This window comes from Alcaligenes sp. DN25, assembly GCF_023674485.1.
Taxonomy (GTDB): domain Bacteria; phylum Pseudomonadota; class Gammaproteobacteria; order Burkholderiales; family Burkholderiaceae_B; genus Alcaligenes; species Alcaligenes phenolicus.
This window is the reverse complement of record NZ_CP098408.1, coordinates 1,092,861-1,109,200: the sequence shown is the minus strand read 5'-3', so window position 1 is coordinate 1,109,200 and position 16,340 is coordinate 1,092,861. Positions and strand designations below refer to the sequence as shown.

General features: G+C 55.5%; 15 protein-coding genes and 1 tRNA gene. 5 read left to right on the top strand and 11 right to left on the bottom strand.

Features of this window, described 5'->3' with window-relative positions; genetic code table 11:
- A complete protein-coding gene (locus tag NBV64_RS05095; RefSeq protein ID WP_250756802.1) occupies positions 1–1,623 on the bottom strand; it encodes a flavin monoamine oxidase family protein in 1,623 nt (540 codons plus the stop codon).
- 286 nt (positions 1,624–1,909) lie between these two features.
- Here NBV64_RS05095 and NBV64_RS05090 point away from each other — a divergent pair.
- Positions 1,910–1,986 (top strand) — tRNA-Pro (locus tag NBV64_RS05090).
- Positions 1,987–2,056: 70 nt separating this feature from the next.
- Here NBV64_RS05090 and NBV64_RS05085 read toward each other — a convergent pair.
- Positions 2,057–2,494, bottom strand: a complete 438-nt coding sequence (locus NBV64_RS05085) for a PACE efflux transporter (RefSeq protein WP_009457937.1) — start codon at positions 2,492–2,494, stop codon at positions 2,057–2,059.
- A gap of 97 nt (positions 2,495–2,591) precedes the next feature.
- Here NBV64_RS05085 and NBV64_RS05080 point away from each other — a divergent pair, with 97 nt between their 5' ends.
- Complete coding sequence (locus NBV64_RS05080; protein WP_009457940.1) at positions 2,592–3,497, top strand: LysR family transcriptional regulator; 906 nt, start codon at positions 2,592–2,594, stop codon at positions 3,495–3,497.
- Here the strand turns inward: NBV64_RS05080 and NBV64_RS05075 are convergent.
- Positions 3,481–4,206: a transporter substrate-binding domain-containing protein gene (locus NBV64_RS05075; RefSeq protein WP_009457942.1), complete on the bottom strand. Its 726-nt coding sequence runs from the start codon at positions 4,204–4,206 to the stop codon at positions 3,481–3,483. The two genes, NBV64_RS05080 and NBV64_RS05075, sit on opposite strands and share 17 nt — an antisense overlap.
- Positions 4,207–4,288: 82 nt before the next feature.
- Here NBV64_RS05075 and NBV64_RS05070 point away from each other — a divergent pair, with 82 nt between their 5' ends.
- A complete protein-coding gene (locus NBV64_RS05070) occupies positions 4,289–4,690 on the top strand; it encodes a DoxX family protein (protein WP_009457944.1) in 402 nt (133 codons plus the stop codon).
- 209 nt (positions 4,691–4,899) lie between these two features.
- Here the strand turns inward: NBV64_RS05070 and NBV64_RS05065 are convergent, their stop codons facing one another.
- From NBV64_RS05065 to NBV64_RS05055, 3 genes are read right to left on the bottom strand one after another with little or no spacing between them, the layout of a single operon-like run.
- On the bottom strand, positions 4,900–6,261 hold the full coding sequence (locus NBV64_RS05065) for a sensor histidine kinase (protein ID WP_250756801.1): 1,362 nt from the start codon (positions 6,259–6,261) through the stop codon (positions 4,900–4,902).
- A complete protein-coding gene (locus tag NBV64_RS05060; protein ID WP_009457946.1) occupies positions 6,258–6,923 on the bottom strand; it encodes a response regulator transcription factor in 666 nt (221 codons plus the stop codon). The genes NBV64_RS05065 and NBV64_RS05060 overlap by 4 nt, the downstream gene beginning before the upstream one ends.
- A gap of 1 nt (position 6,924) precedes the next feature.
- On the bottom strand, positions 6,925–7,473 hold the full coding sequence (locus NBV64_RS05055; RefSeq protein ID WP_250756800.1) for a PepSY domain-containing protein: 549 nt from the start codon (positions 7,471–7,473) through the stop codon (positions 6,925–6,927).
- A gap of 222 nt (positions 7,474–7,695) precedes the next feature.
- Between NBV64_RS05055 and NBV64_RS05050 the strand changes: the two genes are divergently transcribed.
- Both NBV64_RS05050 and NBV64_RS05045 read left to right on the top strand, forming a co-directional pair.
- Entirely contained in the window at positions 7,696–8,112 is a 417-nt protein-coding gene (locus tag NBV64_RS05050; RefSeq protein WP_009463842.1) for a hypothetical protein, read from the top strand.
- A 209-nt stretch (positions 8,113–8,321) separates the two neighbouring features.
- Positions 8,322–9,947 (top strand): acyl-CoA synthetase, encoded by a 1,626-nt coding sequence (locus tag NBV64_RS05045; protein WP_250756799.1) that lies wholly within the window; start codon positions 8,322–8,324, stop codon positions 9,945–9,947.
- Positions 9,948–10,169: 222 nt separating this feature from the next.
- Here NBV64_RS05045 and pstB read toward each other — a convergent pair whose 3' ends face one another.
- The 5 genes from pstB to ppk1 all read right to left on the bottom strand — a co-directional run bounded on the left by pstB (position 10,170) and on the right by ppk1 (position 16,230).
- Positions 10,170–10,949 carry a phosphate ABC transporter ATP-binding protein PstB gene (gene pstB, locus NBV64_RS05040; RefSeq protein WP_009463840.1) on the bottom strand — a complete coding sequence of 260 codons (780 nt, stop codon included), beginning with the start codon at positions 10,947–10,949 and terminating at the stop codon, positions 10,170–10,172.
- Positions 10,950–10,982: 33 nt separating this feature from the next.
- Entirely contained in the window at positions 10,983–11,846 is an 864-nt protein-coding gene (gene pstA, locus NBV64_RS05035; protein WP_022983498.1) for a phosphate ABC transporter permease PstA, read from the bottom strand.
- A 12-nt stretch (positions 11,847–11,858) separates the two neighbouring features.
- A complete protein-coding gene (gene pstC / locus NBV64_RS05030) occupies positions 11,859–12,797 on the bottom strand; it encodes a phosphate ABC transporter permease subunit PstC (RefSeq protein WP_026485253.1) in 939 nt (312 codons plus the stop codon).
- 220 nt (positions 12,798–13,017) lie between these two features.
- Positions 13,018–14,061, bottom strand: a complete 1,044-nt coding sequence (gene pstS, locus NBV64_RS05025; protein WP_026485252.1) for a phosphate ABC transporter substrate-binding protein PstS — start codon at positions 14,059–14,061, stop codon at positions 13,018–13,020.
- 96 nt (positions 14,062–14,157) lie between these two features.
- On the bottom strand, positions 14,158–16,230 hold the full coding sequence (ppk1, locus tag NBV64_RS05020) for a polyphosphate kinase 1 (protein WP_009463101.1): 2,073 nt from the start codon (positions 16,228–16,230) through the stop codon (positions 14,158–14,160).
- Positions 16,231–16,340: the final 110 nt, after the last annotated feature.

The window sequence follows — 16,340 nt, the reverse complement described above, 5'->3', positions numbered from 1 at the left end:
CTAGGCTCCTTTGGAATCGGCTTGTTGATTACCCACAATATGGCTATGCAAGCGGGAAATCGCGTTCAGGGACGACAGGATCGCACCTTCCTGCCAGGCGTTGACGTAAGAAGCGTGCTCACCCGCTAAAACCAGTCGACCATCAATCTGGCACAGGTTCTCGTAGTGCGCGGCCCGTGTCTGGTCCGTCCACATGCCATAGCAGCCCAATGTCCAGGGAACGCGGTGCCAGGCGACCGCCACCCCACTCTCGAACTCATCCTTATATTGAGGGTGGATTTGCGCACCATATTCCAGGGCCTTCTTGACCCGGTCCTCAGGACTGAGCGACGACCATTCGACGGCGCTGGGACCGAACATATACCCCCCCAGCAATACGCCTTTGCCACCGGCCATCATGCCGCCACTGGGGTAAGAGATTTGTGTGATGGGCAGGTCGGTATAACTGATGCCGCCATAGATCGCGTCATCATCTTCCCAGAAGCGCCGTTTGAACTGCAGCCCGATCTTGACCGAGGGAGCGTAGGGCACAGCGTCAATGGCAGCGTGCATTTCCTTGCTGGCATCCAGATCTATCTGGCTCAGAATCGACAAGGGAATGGTGCATACGCACCAGTCTGCTGTTTCAGTGTGCTCGCTACCCTTGCTTTGATCCTTGTAGCTAACCGTCACCTTGCCATCACTCTGCTTGATTGCAGTGACCTTGGCATTAAAGGTAAACAGGCCCTCCAGCTCCTTGCCAAAAGCAGCGCCGATCTGGTCCATCCCGCCAACCGGCTGAAACATGGTCTGCTGGAACTCGTACAGATCATGAATGCCCATATTGTGCCAAACACTGGAGCGCACAATATCGGCCAGTTTCAAAGGCTCGGAAAACTCAGGTTGAGCATTCAGACCGCCTCCCGGATCACGCTCAAAACCGCGCACCTCGGAACTGGCATGGCCTTTCACATAAGCCATGTTCTTGTCCAAGGCCCCCCAACTGCGCAAGGCTTCCAGCAGCTTTTCCTGATCTTCCTTGGACAAGGGTGCATCCAGCGACTGAGTATTAATGGCTTTGGACAAGAGCTCGGAGACCTGCCCCTGAAAATCCGCGTGGATATGGCGAAACCGCTGAGGCTTGCCACCAAAATGCTCTTTGCTATGCAAATAGGCGTTGTAGTTGTACTGGATAAACGGTTCCAGCCTGACTTTCAGCCGCTTACAATAATCCAGCAAGGCCCGGTGATGGAAAGGAATCCGCCACGGGCCGGGGTTGATGTATTGATCCTTGTCGAACTTGACATCCTGCTTGGCACCCCCCAGCTCGGTATAGCTGTCCCCGCCGTGCAAGGACCAGTTGCGCCCCCCCACTTTTTCCCGAAACTCCAGGATTTTGACTTTGTACCCTGCATTGCGCAGCTCCAAAGCGGCCACCATGCCAGCCAGACCCGCCCCCAGGATCACCACAGAGGTCCCTGGCTTAGGCTTGCCTTCCAGACGAATCGGGCCATCGTAACTGCCCTCCGTCGCATGGCCCAGACGCATCATGGCCTGATACATGGCCGCGCCACCTGCGGCATACCCGACCATCGTCAGGAAATGTCGCCGTGTCAGTATTCCACCCTGTGAAACTTGGCTCATCGTCCTTTCTCCTTTTGGAAAAATGATGAGCAGCATTCGCCCCCAACTTCTTTGCCTGCCCCCGGTGCATGAATGCTACTCGTGTGGAAAAAAACAAAGAACACAATGCCTTATGATCAGCTTGTCACTTAACTATAAGCACCTAAAATGTTTAAGCCCAACATAAGAAACACATCTTTACAGGGCTGAAAATTAGCTGACTCCCGATAAATGCGTGCAAACCCCTTTTTGATGTGGGCCTATGCTTGCCAAGTTCACCACGACGGGATATAATTTTTTTCTTAGTCGGGGCGTAGCGCAGCCTGGTAGCGCATCTGGTTTGGGACCAGAGGGTCGCGAGTTCGAATCCCGCCGCCCCGACCAAAAAATTCAAAGGCCTTGCAGAGCAATCTGCAAGGCCTTTTAGTTTTGCCGGTTCGGTTCACTGCGTCATTTAACTTTGGCTGGCGCTCACACCCACCGAGTCGGGCAAACCAAAAATAGAATCAAATGCCCAGTTGTAGATAAAGGCGAAGATGGGAAAGAAAGCCAGCAACACCGCTTCCATCAAAAAAGCTTTCCACAAGCTGACATTTAGCCACCACGCAATCAGCGGGATTAGCAAAGACACCAGCACAATCTGAAAACCGGCCACGTGCAGCACCCGGTGCCAGAACGTACGCGCCTGAATCTGACGACGACGCTCCCAGGCTTCAAACAGCATGTTGTAGAACAGGTTTACCGATACCGCGCAGGTGCTGATCATGAAAGACAGCATCCCGCTTTCCATGGCCCCTGCCCCACTCAAGTGCCCCAATACGGTTGCCGCTACCATCATGCCCAGCAACTCGAACATCCCTATGTAGACAACTCTTCTTTTCCATCCCTGCACGATAAATATCCTTGATCAAAAGCTCAGAAAGCATGATTATCCGCAGTACAGCTTCTAGAAAAAGTCAGATTCCATCAGTTTTACTTATGTTTTAGCCATGCTTACCAGTGATCATCTTGAGCTCTTGCTTGCCGTGGTTGAACACGGCTCCTTCTCCGCCGCCGCGCGGGCGTTGCGCCGCACACAATCGGCCGTCAGCATGGCCGTGGCCAATCTGGAGGCCGAGCTGGATCTGTCGCTTTTTGACCGCAGCCGACGTGAACCCGTACCCACGGCCGAACTACTGGCCATGCTGCCCGACGCCAAGCTGATCGCCAGCCGCTTGCAGAGTTTGCGGCTGCATTTGCAGGAGTTATCGGGGGGATTGGAAAGCCATTTACGGCTGGGTATCGTGTGCGACGTCGATCCCGAACCGGCGTTGATTGCCTTGCAGGCTCTGGAGCAACGCTATCCCGGTCTGGACATAGAACTGCGAACCGCGCCCCAAGACGCACTGGTCGAAGCGTTGCAAAAGCGCGAGCTGGATCTGTGCATTGCCTATGGCGGGCGGGAACTGGAAAGCGTGGGGATTGTGCAATCGCTGTGGACCGAAACCATTAGCGCTGTCGCTGCACCCGGCCATCCCTTGCTACAGGAAAGCCCCAGGCCCCTGGAAGATTTGAAAGCCTACCGGCAGATTGTGATTACCAGCCCCGACAAGGATATACGCAAGGACCGTTCCATGCTCAGCCTGCGTCAATGGAAAACGGACAGTCTGCCCATGACACTGGAACTGGTGGAACGGGGATTGGGCTGGGCGAATCTGCCCCTGTCTTGCCTGCGGCCCTCACTGGAGTCTGGCCGTTTGCACCGTATCCAGTTCTCTACCGGCAGCAATGGTCTGGACTTGCCCATTTATCTTCTGCAATCCAAGGGACAGGATGTGGGCAAGGCGCGGGCCCTGTTCAGACAGGCCCTGCAAGACGAATTGAATACGCGCCTTGCGCCTATTCCGGTACGGTGACATTCGCCTGGCCGCTATCAGCCAGGAACTGCGCCACCATCCCTTCCTTTTTCTGCCGAGCAATAAAAGCCTCAACCCAGGCATGGGCCAGCGTACGCTCCGACGGCACCGCCATGGCCTGACGAATTACAGTGAAACTGTCGGGCAGCACACGCAAGCCGCTGCGGGAGCGGGCATAGCGCTCCAAAGGCTGTCGTACGCCCGCAGCGGCATCCAGCTCTTCTTCCACAAACAGATCAATCGCATCGGCAGAGGTCGTTGCTCGTACCAGATCGGCATGTTTTAAATGACGGCTCAGGAACAAATCGTAGGCCGCCCCTTTGCCAACGGCAATGCACACGCCTTGCTGATCCAGCTGATCCACGTTCTGAAAGGCGGACTTGTCACGCACCAGATAGGTACCTTCGATATGCACATAGGCTTCACTGAAGCGAATCTTCTCCGCACGCTTGGGATCAATCGCCAAAAAAGCCAGATCCCACTCGTCCCTGTAGACCGCCTCTACGACAGCCTGGGCCGCATCGTAGCCATGAAATTGCACGCTCAGGCCCAGCTCTTGCGCCACGCTGCGCGCCAGGTCCGCCGAGACCCCTTTGGGCGACTGCTCATTGGCACCGCGTTGGGCCAGGACGGGATTGCCATAATTCATGGCAACACGCAAAACCCCGCTGGGGGCCAGTTCTGCTGCGACAGCCTGCTTTTGTGTCATGTAAATGCTCCGTCATACTTTTAAGAACCCGGTCTTCTACAATAACGCACCTTCCTGTCCCACTACATAATGGAGCGCCTGTATGTCTCGTGATGATCTTGGAAAACTCTTGCTGCGTGTCACGGTCGGTGTGTTGATCCTGCTGCACGGCATCGCCAAGATACGTTATGGCATCGGAGGAATCGAAAGAATGCTGATCGCCAATAATATGCCCGGCTTTCTGGCCTGGGGCGTGTACATAGGCGAAGTGATTGCTCCCGTCCTGATGATTCTGGGTTTTTACGCCCGTGCCGGCGGTTTGATTGTAGCCATGAACATGGTCATTGCCTTGCTGCTGGCCCATAGCAACCAGATCGGCAGTTTCAATGCCCAAGGTATTTGGGCATTGGAGTTGCAAGGCATGTTCCTGATTGGTGCGCTCACAGTCGGCTTGATTGGCGCCGGACGCTACAGCCTGGGTGGCGATGGCGGCCCCTGGAACTAAGGCTGGCCCGATTCATGTGCTGAAAAACGCCCGCTTCGCCGGGCGTTTTTCATGGATGATCAAGCTTAACCCCCACCTGCCCCCCCTTGTTCGCCCTAGCCACTCAGTCCGCTGGCCTCAGGTAGCTCTACACTCGACAATACTGCACTTGCACGGGAGTTAAAGTTGGCGTTGGCGTTGGCGTTGGCGTTGGCACCCAGCTTCCGGCCTTAACTTGCCAAGGTCAAATCCAATCGCAAACCACCTTTTTCCGACGCACTGGCTTGCACCTTCCCCTGATAGCTGCGCGCGAGCTCACGCACAATATCCAATCCCAATCCAAAGCCTGGATGTCGCTCATCCGCACGCTGACCACGACCAAACACACGCTCCAACTGCTCCGGCTCCAGGCCAGGACCATCATCTTCCACCACCAGATGCAGCACATTGTCCTGCTGCCACACCTGACACCACACATTCTGCGTCGCCCATTTGCAGGCGTTATCCAACAGGTTTCCAGCCATCTCCTGCAAGTCCTGCTCTTCGCCTTTAAAGATCAACTCCTGATCGGGTAAATCCAGATGAATCTGCTTGTCGCTATGCAAACGCCCCATCACCCGACACAAGGATTGCAGACAACTAGACACATCCGTACGCACACCTATGGCGCGTACCGCCATGGCCCGTGCACGAGACAAGTGGTGGTCAACCTGACGCTGGGCCAAGGCCACCTGCTCGCTAACCAAAGCCGCCAAATGCGGACCTTCGGATTGCGCAGCATTGCCCATAATCGTTAGCGGGGTTTTGACCGCATGGGCCAGATTTCCTGCCTGCGCCCGTGCGCGAGCCACCATACCCGCATTAGCACTGAGTACAGCATTGAAATCATCCACCAAGGGTTGAATTTCACTGGGGAAATTGCCACTGACTTGTGGCTCCCGCCCCTCCTGCACATCCAGCAAACGACGTCGCAAAAGATGCAGAGGGTACAAGGCCAGCACCACTTGCAAGATTGCCGCCAGGATCAAACCCACGGCCAAACCACCCAGCGACAGGAACAGAATCCGCTCAAAACGGGCTAATGGTTCGGCCAGCAGCTCCCGGTTGCCGGCCACCATGATCTGCAAGCTTTGTCCCTTGTCATTCACCTCGTCCAGCTCCTGACGCAACACAACCAGGCGCTGCTTTTCCGGCCCCGTCAGTGACAAGACGCCATTGGGCGAATCGGGAGCATTCACATCCAGAGCCTCGTCCCACAAGGACGTCGAGCGCAAAACCACCGTCCACTGCTCACTGCCCGCTTCCTGGCGTGCAATCTGCCAGTACATCCCCGAATAAGGCTGCTCAAATAAAGGATCGCTCAGGCGCGATTGCAAAGTCACCCCATCCGCATTGTCCAGATTCACGTCCGCCATAATCTGGTCCAGATGAGTTTGCAAACGCTGCTCGAACTGACGGTAAACGTGGTCTTGAAACAAGCGGTTCAGGCCCAAACCGGCCAGAACAATACTGATCAGAATCCAGGCCAAAGTCCCCAGCAGCAGGCGGCCACGCAGAGAGCCCAGAATGGTATGACCCCGCAAGGCGATCATGCTTCAGGGTCCACCAGACGGTAGCCCATACCTCGCACCGTTTCGATATAACCGGCGGGCAATTTCTTGCGCAGACGGCCGATAAAAACCTCGATGGTATTGGAGTCGCGCTCGAAGTCCTGAGAGTAAATATGCTCGGTCAATTGAGTACGCGACAGCACTTGGCCAGGGTGATGCATCATGAACGCCAGCAAACGGTATTCATGGCTGGTCAGCGACAAGACCATGCCCGCACAACTGATCGAGGACGAGCGCGCGTCCAGCTCCAATTTGCCCAGCTGCAAACGTGGGTTCGCCTGACCGGCCGCACGGCGCAGCAAAGCGCGCATACGAGCCAGCAGCTCTTCCATGTGAAAGGGTTTGGCCACGTAATCGTCTGCACCCGCATCCATACCTTCGACCTTATCGTGCCAATCATTGCGTGCGGTCAGAATCAGCACCGGCATATTGATGTCCGAAGCACGCCAACGACGCAAGACCGATACCCCGTCCATGCCCGGCAAACCCAGATCCAGAACTACCGCATCAAAGGCCTCTACCTCGCCCTGATAATGGCCTTGCTCACCATCATGAGCCACCTGAACGGCATAGCCGGCCCGTTCCAGCGCCTGCTGCAATTGCGCTGCCAGGGTAGGTTCGTCTTCAACAACCAGTATCCGCATCTTAATGTCCTCGGGAATGCGAGCGTTTCACGCCGCGCACAAGCAGCACTTTGGCGGTCAAGGCATCCACTTTCAGACGCAACAAGCGGTTGTCATCAACCAGCATGCGCAAGTCATACACCCAAAGCTCAAAGCGCTCGTCATATTCAAACTGCACACGCAGCACTCGTCCGGGATAGGTCTCGCGCACCCGCTTCAAGACTTCCCGCAACGGCAAGGCTTCCCCACGGCGCACGGCTTCGCGGGCCTGATCGTGGCCCCGATAGGCCGGGCCCGGAGGCCAGTACGGGCTGGGGCCGAAACGCTCGTTAGGAGGGGGAGGCGGGGGTGGAGGCGGGGGAGGGGGCAAACGACGAAAACAGTCGTCGTCCCCGAGGTAATCATGTCCTGACCAATCCGAACGCTGATTCCTGTCCCACGACGAATCCCCCTTCTGCTTTTTGCTGCCGCAGTCAGGGTAATCGTGAGAATGGGCCAATGCCAATGGCATCACCGCCGTCAAAACGGCGGCCAAACTCATCAGCAAGGCGGATTGTTTAATGGACGTCATAAGAATCGGTACGTGCAGAAAAATAGAGGGATCAAACGATCACTCCCCCTTATATAGCAAGCTGCGGATGAACATAACATGAACAGCAGCTTCAGTTTAGATTCAGAGCCACCTGTCCATAATGGGCACCAGGCTGACAGGACAAACAAATCTTCCCACCTCAAAAGGAAGCTACCCAGGAATCTGACAGCACCACTTTTTGATTACATGAAGGAGCTATACATGAAACGCACTTCCCTCTTTTCTGCCCTGGTATTGAGCGCAAGTCTGTTGGGTGGCACCGCTGCCATTGCACAGGAAGCCACAAGCGCAGCCCAAACACAGAGCACGCAGCAACAAGCCCGTCAGGCCCGCGACCACAAACCGCTGACCGCTGATCAAGTCACCGATATCGGTCCCGCCTACCAGCGCCTGAAAGATGCCGGCTACACCAAAGTGGGCAGCCTGCATCAGCGAGGCGACAACATCATGGCCATGGTGGTCGATAAGGACGGCAAGGTTGTACGTGTCCGTTCCGAAGGTGCCAATGGCGAGTTCACGGTTGTAGAGCGCAAGAACGACGGTCAGCATCGTCGCGGCCACCGCTCCGGTCACGATCAACAACGTGACAGCGCCACGAAAGAGGCCACCAAGTCCTGATCATCACATCACTTTCCCCTAAGCAGTTGATGTTCGCAAGCAGTAGAAGTGACAACACGCAGTTGTTTTAGCAGTAGAAGTCGGTAGCAGGACGAAAAACGGCGCCCCCCCAGCGCCGTTTTTCTTTTCTACTGATTAGCCCGGATAGGGTCATCCCGCTCAAGGCGTTAGGATGGGAGTCTGTTTCACCTTTGGGAAAAGTGTCTCTCATGCTGTCTGCTGATTCGGTTTACTCACAAAGCTACTCGGAATTTCACTGGTCCATCCCCGAGCACTACAACATCGCTCACGACACCTGCGACAAATGGGCTGACGGGTCCGGGCGTCTGGCCCTGATCCAGCAATTGCCCGATGGTCAGATCAAACGCTACACCTTCGATCAGCTCAAAGCCTGGTCCGATTCTTTAGCGGCTGCCTGGCAAGCCCAGGGTATTCAGGCTGGCGACCGTATCGCCATCTTTCTGGCTCAAGGACTGGAAACGGCGCTGGCGCATTTGGCGACCTACAAGATTGGCGCCATTGCCATGCCCTTGTTCACCCTGTTTGGCACGGACGCGCTGCGCTACAGGCTGAATGATTCCGGCGCCAGCACCTTGATTACCGATCAACAAGGCCTGGAGACGGTGTTGCCCTTGCGCGAGCACCTGCCACAGCTCAAACATCTTTACCAAAGTGACAGCCAGCAGGATCAGGGCGATGCACTTTCCTTATGGCAAGCCATTGCCGCCCACCCCGAACCGGCACCGCGCACATTGAATACCCGCGCAGACGACCCTGCCGTGCTGATCTATACCTCCGGCACCACAGGTTCGGCCAAAGGTGCTCTACATGCCCACCGCGTGCTGCTGGGGCATCTGCCGGGCGTAGAGATGTCGCACAACTTCCTGCCCACAGGCGAAGGCCTGATGTGGACGCCCGCCGACTGGGCCTGGATTGGCGGCCTGCTGGATGTGCTGCTACCGGCCTGGCATCACGGCATACCCGTGCTGGCCTACCGCTTCCCCAAATTCGATGCCGAGGCTACCTGGAAACTGATGTCCGAACACGGTGTCACGCATACTTTCCTGCCCCCTACTGCCCTGAAAATGCTGCGTCGCAGCCAATGGTCACGCGAGCAATGGCCTTTGAAGCTGCAATCCATTGCCAGTGGCGGGGAGTCACTAGGCGCACAGTTGCTGGATTGGGCGAAGCAGAAACTGGGCATCACCATCAACGAGTTCTACGGACAAACCGAGTGCAATATGATCGTGTCCTCTTGCTCGGCCTGGTTTCCCGGTCAGGCAGGCAAGATCGGCAAGGCGGTGCCTGGGCACAAGGTCGCGATTGTGGATGATCAGGGGCAAATTCAGAAACCCGGCATCGAAGGCCATATTGCCGTGCAGTCCCCCGATCCGGTTATGTTCCTGGGTTACTGGCAACGGCCTGAAGCAACTCGCGAGAAATTTGTGGGTGACTGGCTGCTGACCGGCGACAAAGGCATGCAGGACGAGGATGGCTATATCCAGTTCGTAGGCCGCGATGATGATGTCATCACCAGCTCCGGCTACCGCATTGGGCCCGGCCCGATTGAGGATGGCCTGATGGGGCATCCCGCTGTCGCCATGGCGGCAGTGATCGGTGTCCCCGACCCCGAACGCACCGAAGTCGTGAAAGCTTTTGTGGTGCTGAAGGAGGATATCGAACCGTCCCAGGAACTGGTCAAGGAGATTCAGGAGCACATCAAACGCCGGGTGGCTGCACATGAGTACCCACGGCTGATTGAGTTTGTCGATGCCCTGCCCATGACAACCACCGGCAAAGTCATACGTCATGCTTTACGCAAGTTGAGCCAGTAAAGGCACAAGCTGCAGGCGGCACCCGCACAACACAAGGCCGTCGCTACTCCCTTTACTGGAACCAACGCCGCCCCAATGGATAAAAAAACACCCCAATCCTTGGACGTAAATCCAGCGATTGGGGTGGTTGCCACACAGGAACAACTGTCCCGATGTGGGGGTATGGCTTTATTCAAACTCCAGGCAAAGCGCCGCAAGGCCGCTCTGCCCGCATCCGTCTGATTAACCGAAACGACCCGTGATGTAGTCTTCGGTTTCCTTGCGAGCGGGCTTCACGAAGATCTGGTCAGTTTCACCAAATTCCATCAACTCGCCCAGATACATATAGGCAGTGTAATCCGAGCAACGAGCCGCTTGCTGCATGTTGTGGGTCACGATAACCACGGTGTAATCCGCTTTCAGTTCAGCAATCAGCTCTTCAATCTTGGCCGTGGAAATCGGGTCCAGTGCCGAGCAAGGCTCGTCCAGCAGCAGAACTTCGGGTTTGATCGCCACACCACGGGCAATACACAGACGCTGTTGCTGACCACCGGACAGGCCGTTACCGCTTTGGTGCAGCTTGTCTTTCACTTCGTTCCACAGCGCAGCTTTGGACAAGGCCCATTCCACACGCTCGTCCATTTCGCCTTTGCTCAGGCGCTCGAACAAACGCACGCCAAAGGCCACGTTGTCGTAAATGCTCATGGGAAATGGTGTCGGCTTCTGGAACACCATGCCCACTTTGGCGCGGATCAGGGAAATGTCCTGCTTGGACGTCAGCAGGTTTTCATTGTCCAGCAGGATTTCACCTTCAGCGCGCTGGCCGGGGTACAGCTCGTACATGCGGTTCAGCGTGCGCAGCAAGGTGGATTTACCGCAACCGGATGGTCCGATAAAGGCCGTGACCTTCTTTTCCTTGATAGACATGTTCACATTGCGCAAGGCATGGAATTTGCCATAGAAGAAATTCAGGTTGCGGATTTCAATCTTGGTCGATTCGTCGGAGGTAATAATTTGACTCATAGCGTTGGCCGACTAGGGCGCTCCGTGAAAACGTTATTTTTGGCGGAAAAGGCTGCGAGCCAGGATATTGATACCCAAGACCAGCAAGGTAATCAGCACCGCACCTGCCCAGGCCAGACGGTTCCAGTCCTCAAAGGGGCTGGCAGCATATTGGAAAATCACCACCGGCAAGTTGGCCAGCGGTGCGTTCATGTTCAGGGACATGAACTGGTTGTTCAAGGCGGTGAACAACAAGGGAGCCGTTTCACCCGCAATACGAGCCACAGCCAGCAGAACGCCCGTCACGATACCGGGCAAGGCAGCACGGTAGGAGATGGACATCACAATCTTCCACTTGGGGCAGCCCAGAGCCGCCGCGGCTTCGCGCAGACCGTTGGGAACCAGCATCAACATATTGTCTGTGGAACGTACCACCACGGGGATCACCAGAATGGCCAAAGCCAAGGAACCGGCCCAACCCGAATAGTGCCCCACCTGTGCCACGTATACGGCATAGATGAACAGACCAATAATGATGGACGGTGCCGACAACAGCACGTCGTTCAAAAAGCGGGTGGCCGGAGCCAGCCAGCCGCGCTGACCGTATTCGGCCAGATAGGTGCCAGCCAGAATGCCGATAGGTGTGCCGATCAGAGTACCGACGCCAGCCATCATGACACTGCCAACAATGGCGTTCAGCAAACCACCCTCACCACCAGGAGGCGGGGTGCTTTCAAACAACAGGGACCAGGCCATGGCACTGCTGCCCTTTTCAATCAGGGTCCAGATGATCCAGAACAGCCAGAACAGGCCGAAGATCAAGGCAGTAAAAGACACACCCAGCATCAGGCGGTTAAACACCTGCCTGCGTTTGTAAATCGGGTTGCTCAGACTAATTGCGGATTTTTTATCAAACATGGTAGGTGATCCTTAGCGCGACGTGCCTTCGTTCTTGGCCAGACGCAACAAGAGCAACTTGGAGATCGCCAATACAACCGTGGTGATCAGGAACAGGATCAGACCCAGCTCCAGCAAGGCGGATTTCTGCATGCCACCGGCTTCGTTAAACTCGTTGGCCAGTGCAGACGCAATCGAGTTCGAGGGCGAAAACAGCGAGCTTGGCAAGTTAAAGGAGTTACCAATCACAAAGGTGACAGCCATGGTTTCACCCAGCGCACGTCCCAGACCCAACATGATCCCGCCAATCACCCCGTTCTTGGTGAAAGGCAGCACCACACGCCACATCACTTCCCAGGTCGTGCTGCCCAGACCGTATGCGGACTCCTTGAGCATGGGAGGCACCAGCTCGAACACGTCACGCATCACGGCGGTAATGAAGGGGATCACCATAATGGACAGAATCAGACCGGCGGTAAAGACACCAATCCCGAAGGGAGGGCCCGCAAAGATCTGACCCAGCACTGGCACCCCGTCAAAAAAGGAGATCAGGCCAGGCTGTACATAGCGCTGGAACAGGGGCACAAAAACAAACAGACCCCACATACCGTAAATAATGGAGGGAATCGCAGCCAGCATTTCAATGGCCGTACCCAGAGGGCGACGCAACCAGGCTGGCGAGAGCTCTGTCAGGAACATCGCAATGCCAAACGAGACCGGCACGGCAATACAGAGTGCGATGAAAGAAGTCAGCAAGGTACCGGCAATGGGCACCAATGCACCATATTCGTTATTGACCGGATCCCAGTTATTCGTCCAGAGAAAAGAGAAACCGTATTCGGCAATGGATTCCCGGCTTCCATAGATCAGGGAAATAGAGATGGCAGCCAGCAATATGAACACGAGAAACGCAAACGAGCGTGTCATGTTCTTGAAAATGCCGTCCATAAAGGCGTTCTGATTTGATTTCATGTAGACAGATGAAGGGACAGGCCGGAATAGGACGAACGCACTGCAACCGATTCACAGATTCTGTAACAGCCAAGGCTGCTCCAGCCCAACAAACCGGATAACGCTACGCGCTGTGCGTTCAAGACAAAACCGTAATTTTTACATAATAAAGACGGCACCACCTAGAGGTGGGCCGTCTCGCAGGATCAATTTACAACTGACCTGTATTTGAACACGAATCTTACTTCCAGACCGCAGCGCCGTCTTTGGACTTGATCTCCGATGCCCAGGCCGCCTTGATCTGGTCGGTTACGTCCTTAGGCAACGCAACGTAATCCAGCTCTTCAGCAGATTTGGCACCGTTCTCGAAGGCCCAGTTAAAGAAGTTCAGCACTTCTTTACCGTTCTCGGGCTTGTCCTGCACCTTGTGCATCAGGATGAAGGTAGCCGAAGTGATAGGCCAGGACTTTGCGCCAGGCTCTTCGGTCAGAATTACACCCATGCCAGGCGTACCGGCCCAGTCTGCGTTGGCAGCGGCGGCAGCAAAGCTTTCCTGACCAGGCTGGACGAATTGGCCGTCCTTGTTCTGCAACTGGGTCCAGGACAGTTTGTTTTGCTTGGCGTAAGCGTATTCAACGTAGCCGATCGAGTTCTGCAGCTGGCGTACGTAAGCAGCCACGCCTTCGTTACCCTTGCCGCCTTGACCGGTAGGCCACTTCACAGCCTTGCCTTCACCAACCTGGGACTTCCAGTCCGGGGACACTTTGGACAGGTAGTTGGTCCAACCGAAAGTGGTGCCCGAACCGTCGGAGCGGTGAACCACCACGATGTCCTTGTTAGGCAAGGTCAAATCGGGGTTCAGCTCCTTGATGGCTGCATCGTCCCACTTGGTGATCTTGGCCAGGTAGATATCGCCCAGTACTTTACCGGACAGTTTCAGCTTGCCAGGCTCAATGCCTTCGACGTTGATCACAGGCACCACACCACCGATCACGGCGGGGAACTGCAACAGGTTTTCTTTTTCCAGTGTTTCGACCTTCATTGGGTCGTCCGAAGCACCGAAATCCACGGTCTTGGCAATAATCTGCTGCTGACCACCACCCGAACCAATCGACTGGTAGTTGACGCGGTTATTCGTTTGTTTGGCGTATTCAGCCGCCCATTTGGCATAGATTGGGTAAGGGAACGACGCACCAGCACCGGTTACGTCTGCAGCTGTGGCAGTAGCCGCAAAAGCGCTGAACGCCAGAGCAATACTTACCTTGTTGAATACACGTTTTAACATCGAGAAATCCTCTTGATGATAGTCAGATCACAGGCCCACCCTGTATGTGTCGTCATAGTAAACAGACTATATGACACGTTCATGACAGTCTGTATTTCACACACCGCCCAAGCGCTGCATCATGCTCAGATGCAGATTGAACGGGGCACCGCGACTGCGGATGCGGTTATAAGTGCCATCCGGATTGGCCTTCCAGGACAACTGGTTGTCACGCAAGGCATAGGTGAAGGCTTCGGCAATAACCCGCTTTTTCAGGCTGCGGTCCAGCACCGGCACACCCAGCTCCACACGACGGAAGAAGTTGCGGTCCATCCAGTCGGCCGAGGAAATAAAGACCTCTTCCTGGCCGCCATTGTAGAAATAGAAAACACGCGAGTGCTCCAGAAAGCGTCCGATGATTGAACGCACCTGGATGTTCTCCGACAAACCCTTGACCCCCGGACGCAAGGCGCAAGCACCACGCACGATCAGGTCTACCCTGACTCCGGCCTGGCTGGCATCGTAAAGCGCCTGAATGATCTTGGGCTCCAGCAGGGAGTTCATCTTGGCCATGATGCGGGCTTTCTTGCCTGCCAGTGCGCGCTCGGTTTCCGCCTGGATGCGATCCATCATGCTGTCATGCAAGGTGAACGGCGACTGCAGCAAGCGCTTCAGGGGCCGCCAGGCACCCAGCCCGGTCAGCATGGAAAACACCTTGTCCATGTCCTCGCAAATTTCCTGATTGGCGGTAATCAGGCCAAAGTCCGTGTACAGGCGAGCAGTGCGAGGGTGATAGTTACCCGTACCCAAATGGCCATAACGACGAATTGAGCCACCTTCACGACGCAACACCAGAGCCATCTTGGCGTGGGTCTTGTGACCCACCACCCCGTAACTGACGTGTGCTCCCACCTCTTCCAGCTTGGCGGCCCAATTGATATTGGTCTGTTCGTCAAAACGAGCCATCAGCTCCACCACCACCGTTACCTCTTTGCCAGCACGCGCCGCCGACAGGAGGATATTCATCAACTCCGAATCTTCACCAGTACGGTAAATCGTCTGCTTGATACCGACGACGGCCGGGTCCGCCGCTGCGGCACGCAAGAAGCTCAAGACGGGCTGGAAGGACTGATACGGATGGTGCAGCAGTTGGTCTTTGCGGGAAATCGCCTCAAAAAACTGTGCGGGGGATTCAAATGAAGAATCAAACGGCGCCGGAATAGGCGCACGGTAATCCGGGAACAGAAGATCCGGACGGTCTGGCACATTACACAGCTGCATCAGGCGCGTCAGATTGACCGGGCCGCTGACGCGATAAGTATCTGGCACATCCAGCGAAAACTCGCTTTGCAAAAAGCGCTCCAGGCGCTCGGGCATGGAACGGTCAATTTCCAGACGTACGGCCGCACCAAAGTTACGTTGCGACAGCTCACCCTGCAAGGCGGCGCGCAAGTTGGTAACTTCTTCCTCGTCCACAAACAGATCGCTGTTACGGGTAACGCGCCACTGATAGCAGCCCTTTACGTCCATGCCGGGAAAAAGCTCGCCCACAAAAACGCTGATCAGGGAAGTCAGCAGCATATAGCCCTGGGGAATGCCGGCGATATCGTCTGGCACACGAATCACACGTGGCAAGGCACGGGGTGCCTGCACAATGGCAATCGTGCCGGTGCGGGCAAAGGCGTCTTCACCGCTCAGCTCAACAATGTAGTTCAGGCTTTTGTTGTAGACGCGCGGAAAGGGATGCGCCGGGTCCAGACCAATAGGCGTGAGCAAAGGCATAACGTCACGCAAAAAGGTTTGATACGCCCACTCACGCTGAGCAGGTGTCCATAGCGCGGTCAGCAGCAGCCCTATGCCTTCATCCATCAAGGTCGGCAAGACCTCGTCCATCAGCAAGTCGTTTTGCTTCTCGACCAATTGGTGAGCCGCAGCCTGCACCTTGTCAAACGCTTGTTGAGGCAAAAACCCGTCATCCCCCACTTGATGAGGATTTTGCAAGATCTGTTCTTTCAGACTGGAAATACGAATTTCAAAGAATTCATCCAGGTTAGAACTCACGATACAGATGTAGCGCAAGCGCTCCAGCAAAGGCGTGGTCGAATTTTCGGCCATGGCCAGCACTCGCTCATTGAACTTGAGCAAGGACAACTCACGGTTTAGCAAGGTTGAATCTGGAGAAGGCAGCATGGTGAGGTCGTTAAAAAGCCAAAGAAAATGGGATCGTGAGACTTTTACTACATGAATGTTACAGCTCTATGACCCGTAGCAATTCAAGTCTAAAACAGCTCTGCCTGGCA

Coding starts and splice junctions, on each gene's coding strand:
- pstC (WP_026485253.1), bottom strand. CDS start 12,797: ATGAAATCAAATCAGAACGCCTTTATGGACGGCATTTTCAAGAACATG.
- NBV64_RS05050 (WP_009463842.1), top strand. CDS start 7,696: ATGAAACGCACTTCCCTCTTTTCTGCCCTGGTATTGAGCGCAAGTCTG.
- pstS (WP_026485252.1), bottom strand. CDS start 14,061: ATGTTAAAACGTGTATTCAACAAGGTAAGTATTGCTCTGGCGTTCAGC.
- NBV64_RS05070 (WP_009457944.1), top strand. CDS start 4,289: ATGTCTCGTGATGATCTTGGAAAACTCTTGCTGCGTGTCACGGTCGGT.
- NBV64_RS05060 (WP_009457946.1), bottom strand. CDS start 6,923: ATGCGGATACTGGTTGTTGAAGACGAACCTACCCTGGCAGCGCAATTG.
- NBV64_RS05095 (WP_250756802.1), bottom strand. CDS start 1,623: ATGAGCCAAGTTTCACAGGGTGGAATACTGACACGGCGACATTTCCTG.
- NBV64_RS05065 (WP_250756801.1), bottom strand. CDS start 6,261: ATGATCGCCTTGCGGGGTCATACCATTCTGGGCTCTCTGCGTGGCCGC.
- NBV64_RS05045 (WP_250756799.1), top strand. CDS start 8,322: ATGCTGTCTGCTGATTCGGTTTACTCACAAAGCTACTCGGAATTTCAC.
- pstA (WP_022983498.1), bottom strand. CDS start 11,846: ATGTTTGATAAAAAATCCGCAATTAGTCTGAGCAACCCGATTTACAAA.
- pstB (WP_009463840.1), bottom strand. CDS start 10,949: ATGAGTCAAATTATTACCTCCGACGAATCGACCAAGATTGAAATCCGC.
- NBV64_RS05080 (WP_009457940.1), top strand. CDS start 2,592: ATGCTTACCAGTGATCATCTTGAGCTCTTGCTTGCCGTGGTTGAACAC.
- NBV64_RS05075 (WP_009457942.1), bottom strand. CDS start 4,206: ATGACACAAAAGCAGGCTGTCGCAGCAGAACTGGCCCCCAGCGGGGTT.
- ppk1 (WP_009463101.1), bottom strand. CDS start 16,230: ATGCTGCCTTCTCCAGATTCAACCTTGCTAAACCGTGAGTTGTCCTTG.
- NBV64_RS05055 (WP_250756800.1), bottom strand. CDS start 7,473: ATGACGTCCATTAAACAATCCGCCTTGCTGATGAGTTTGGCCGCCGTT.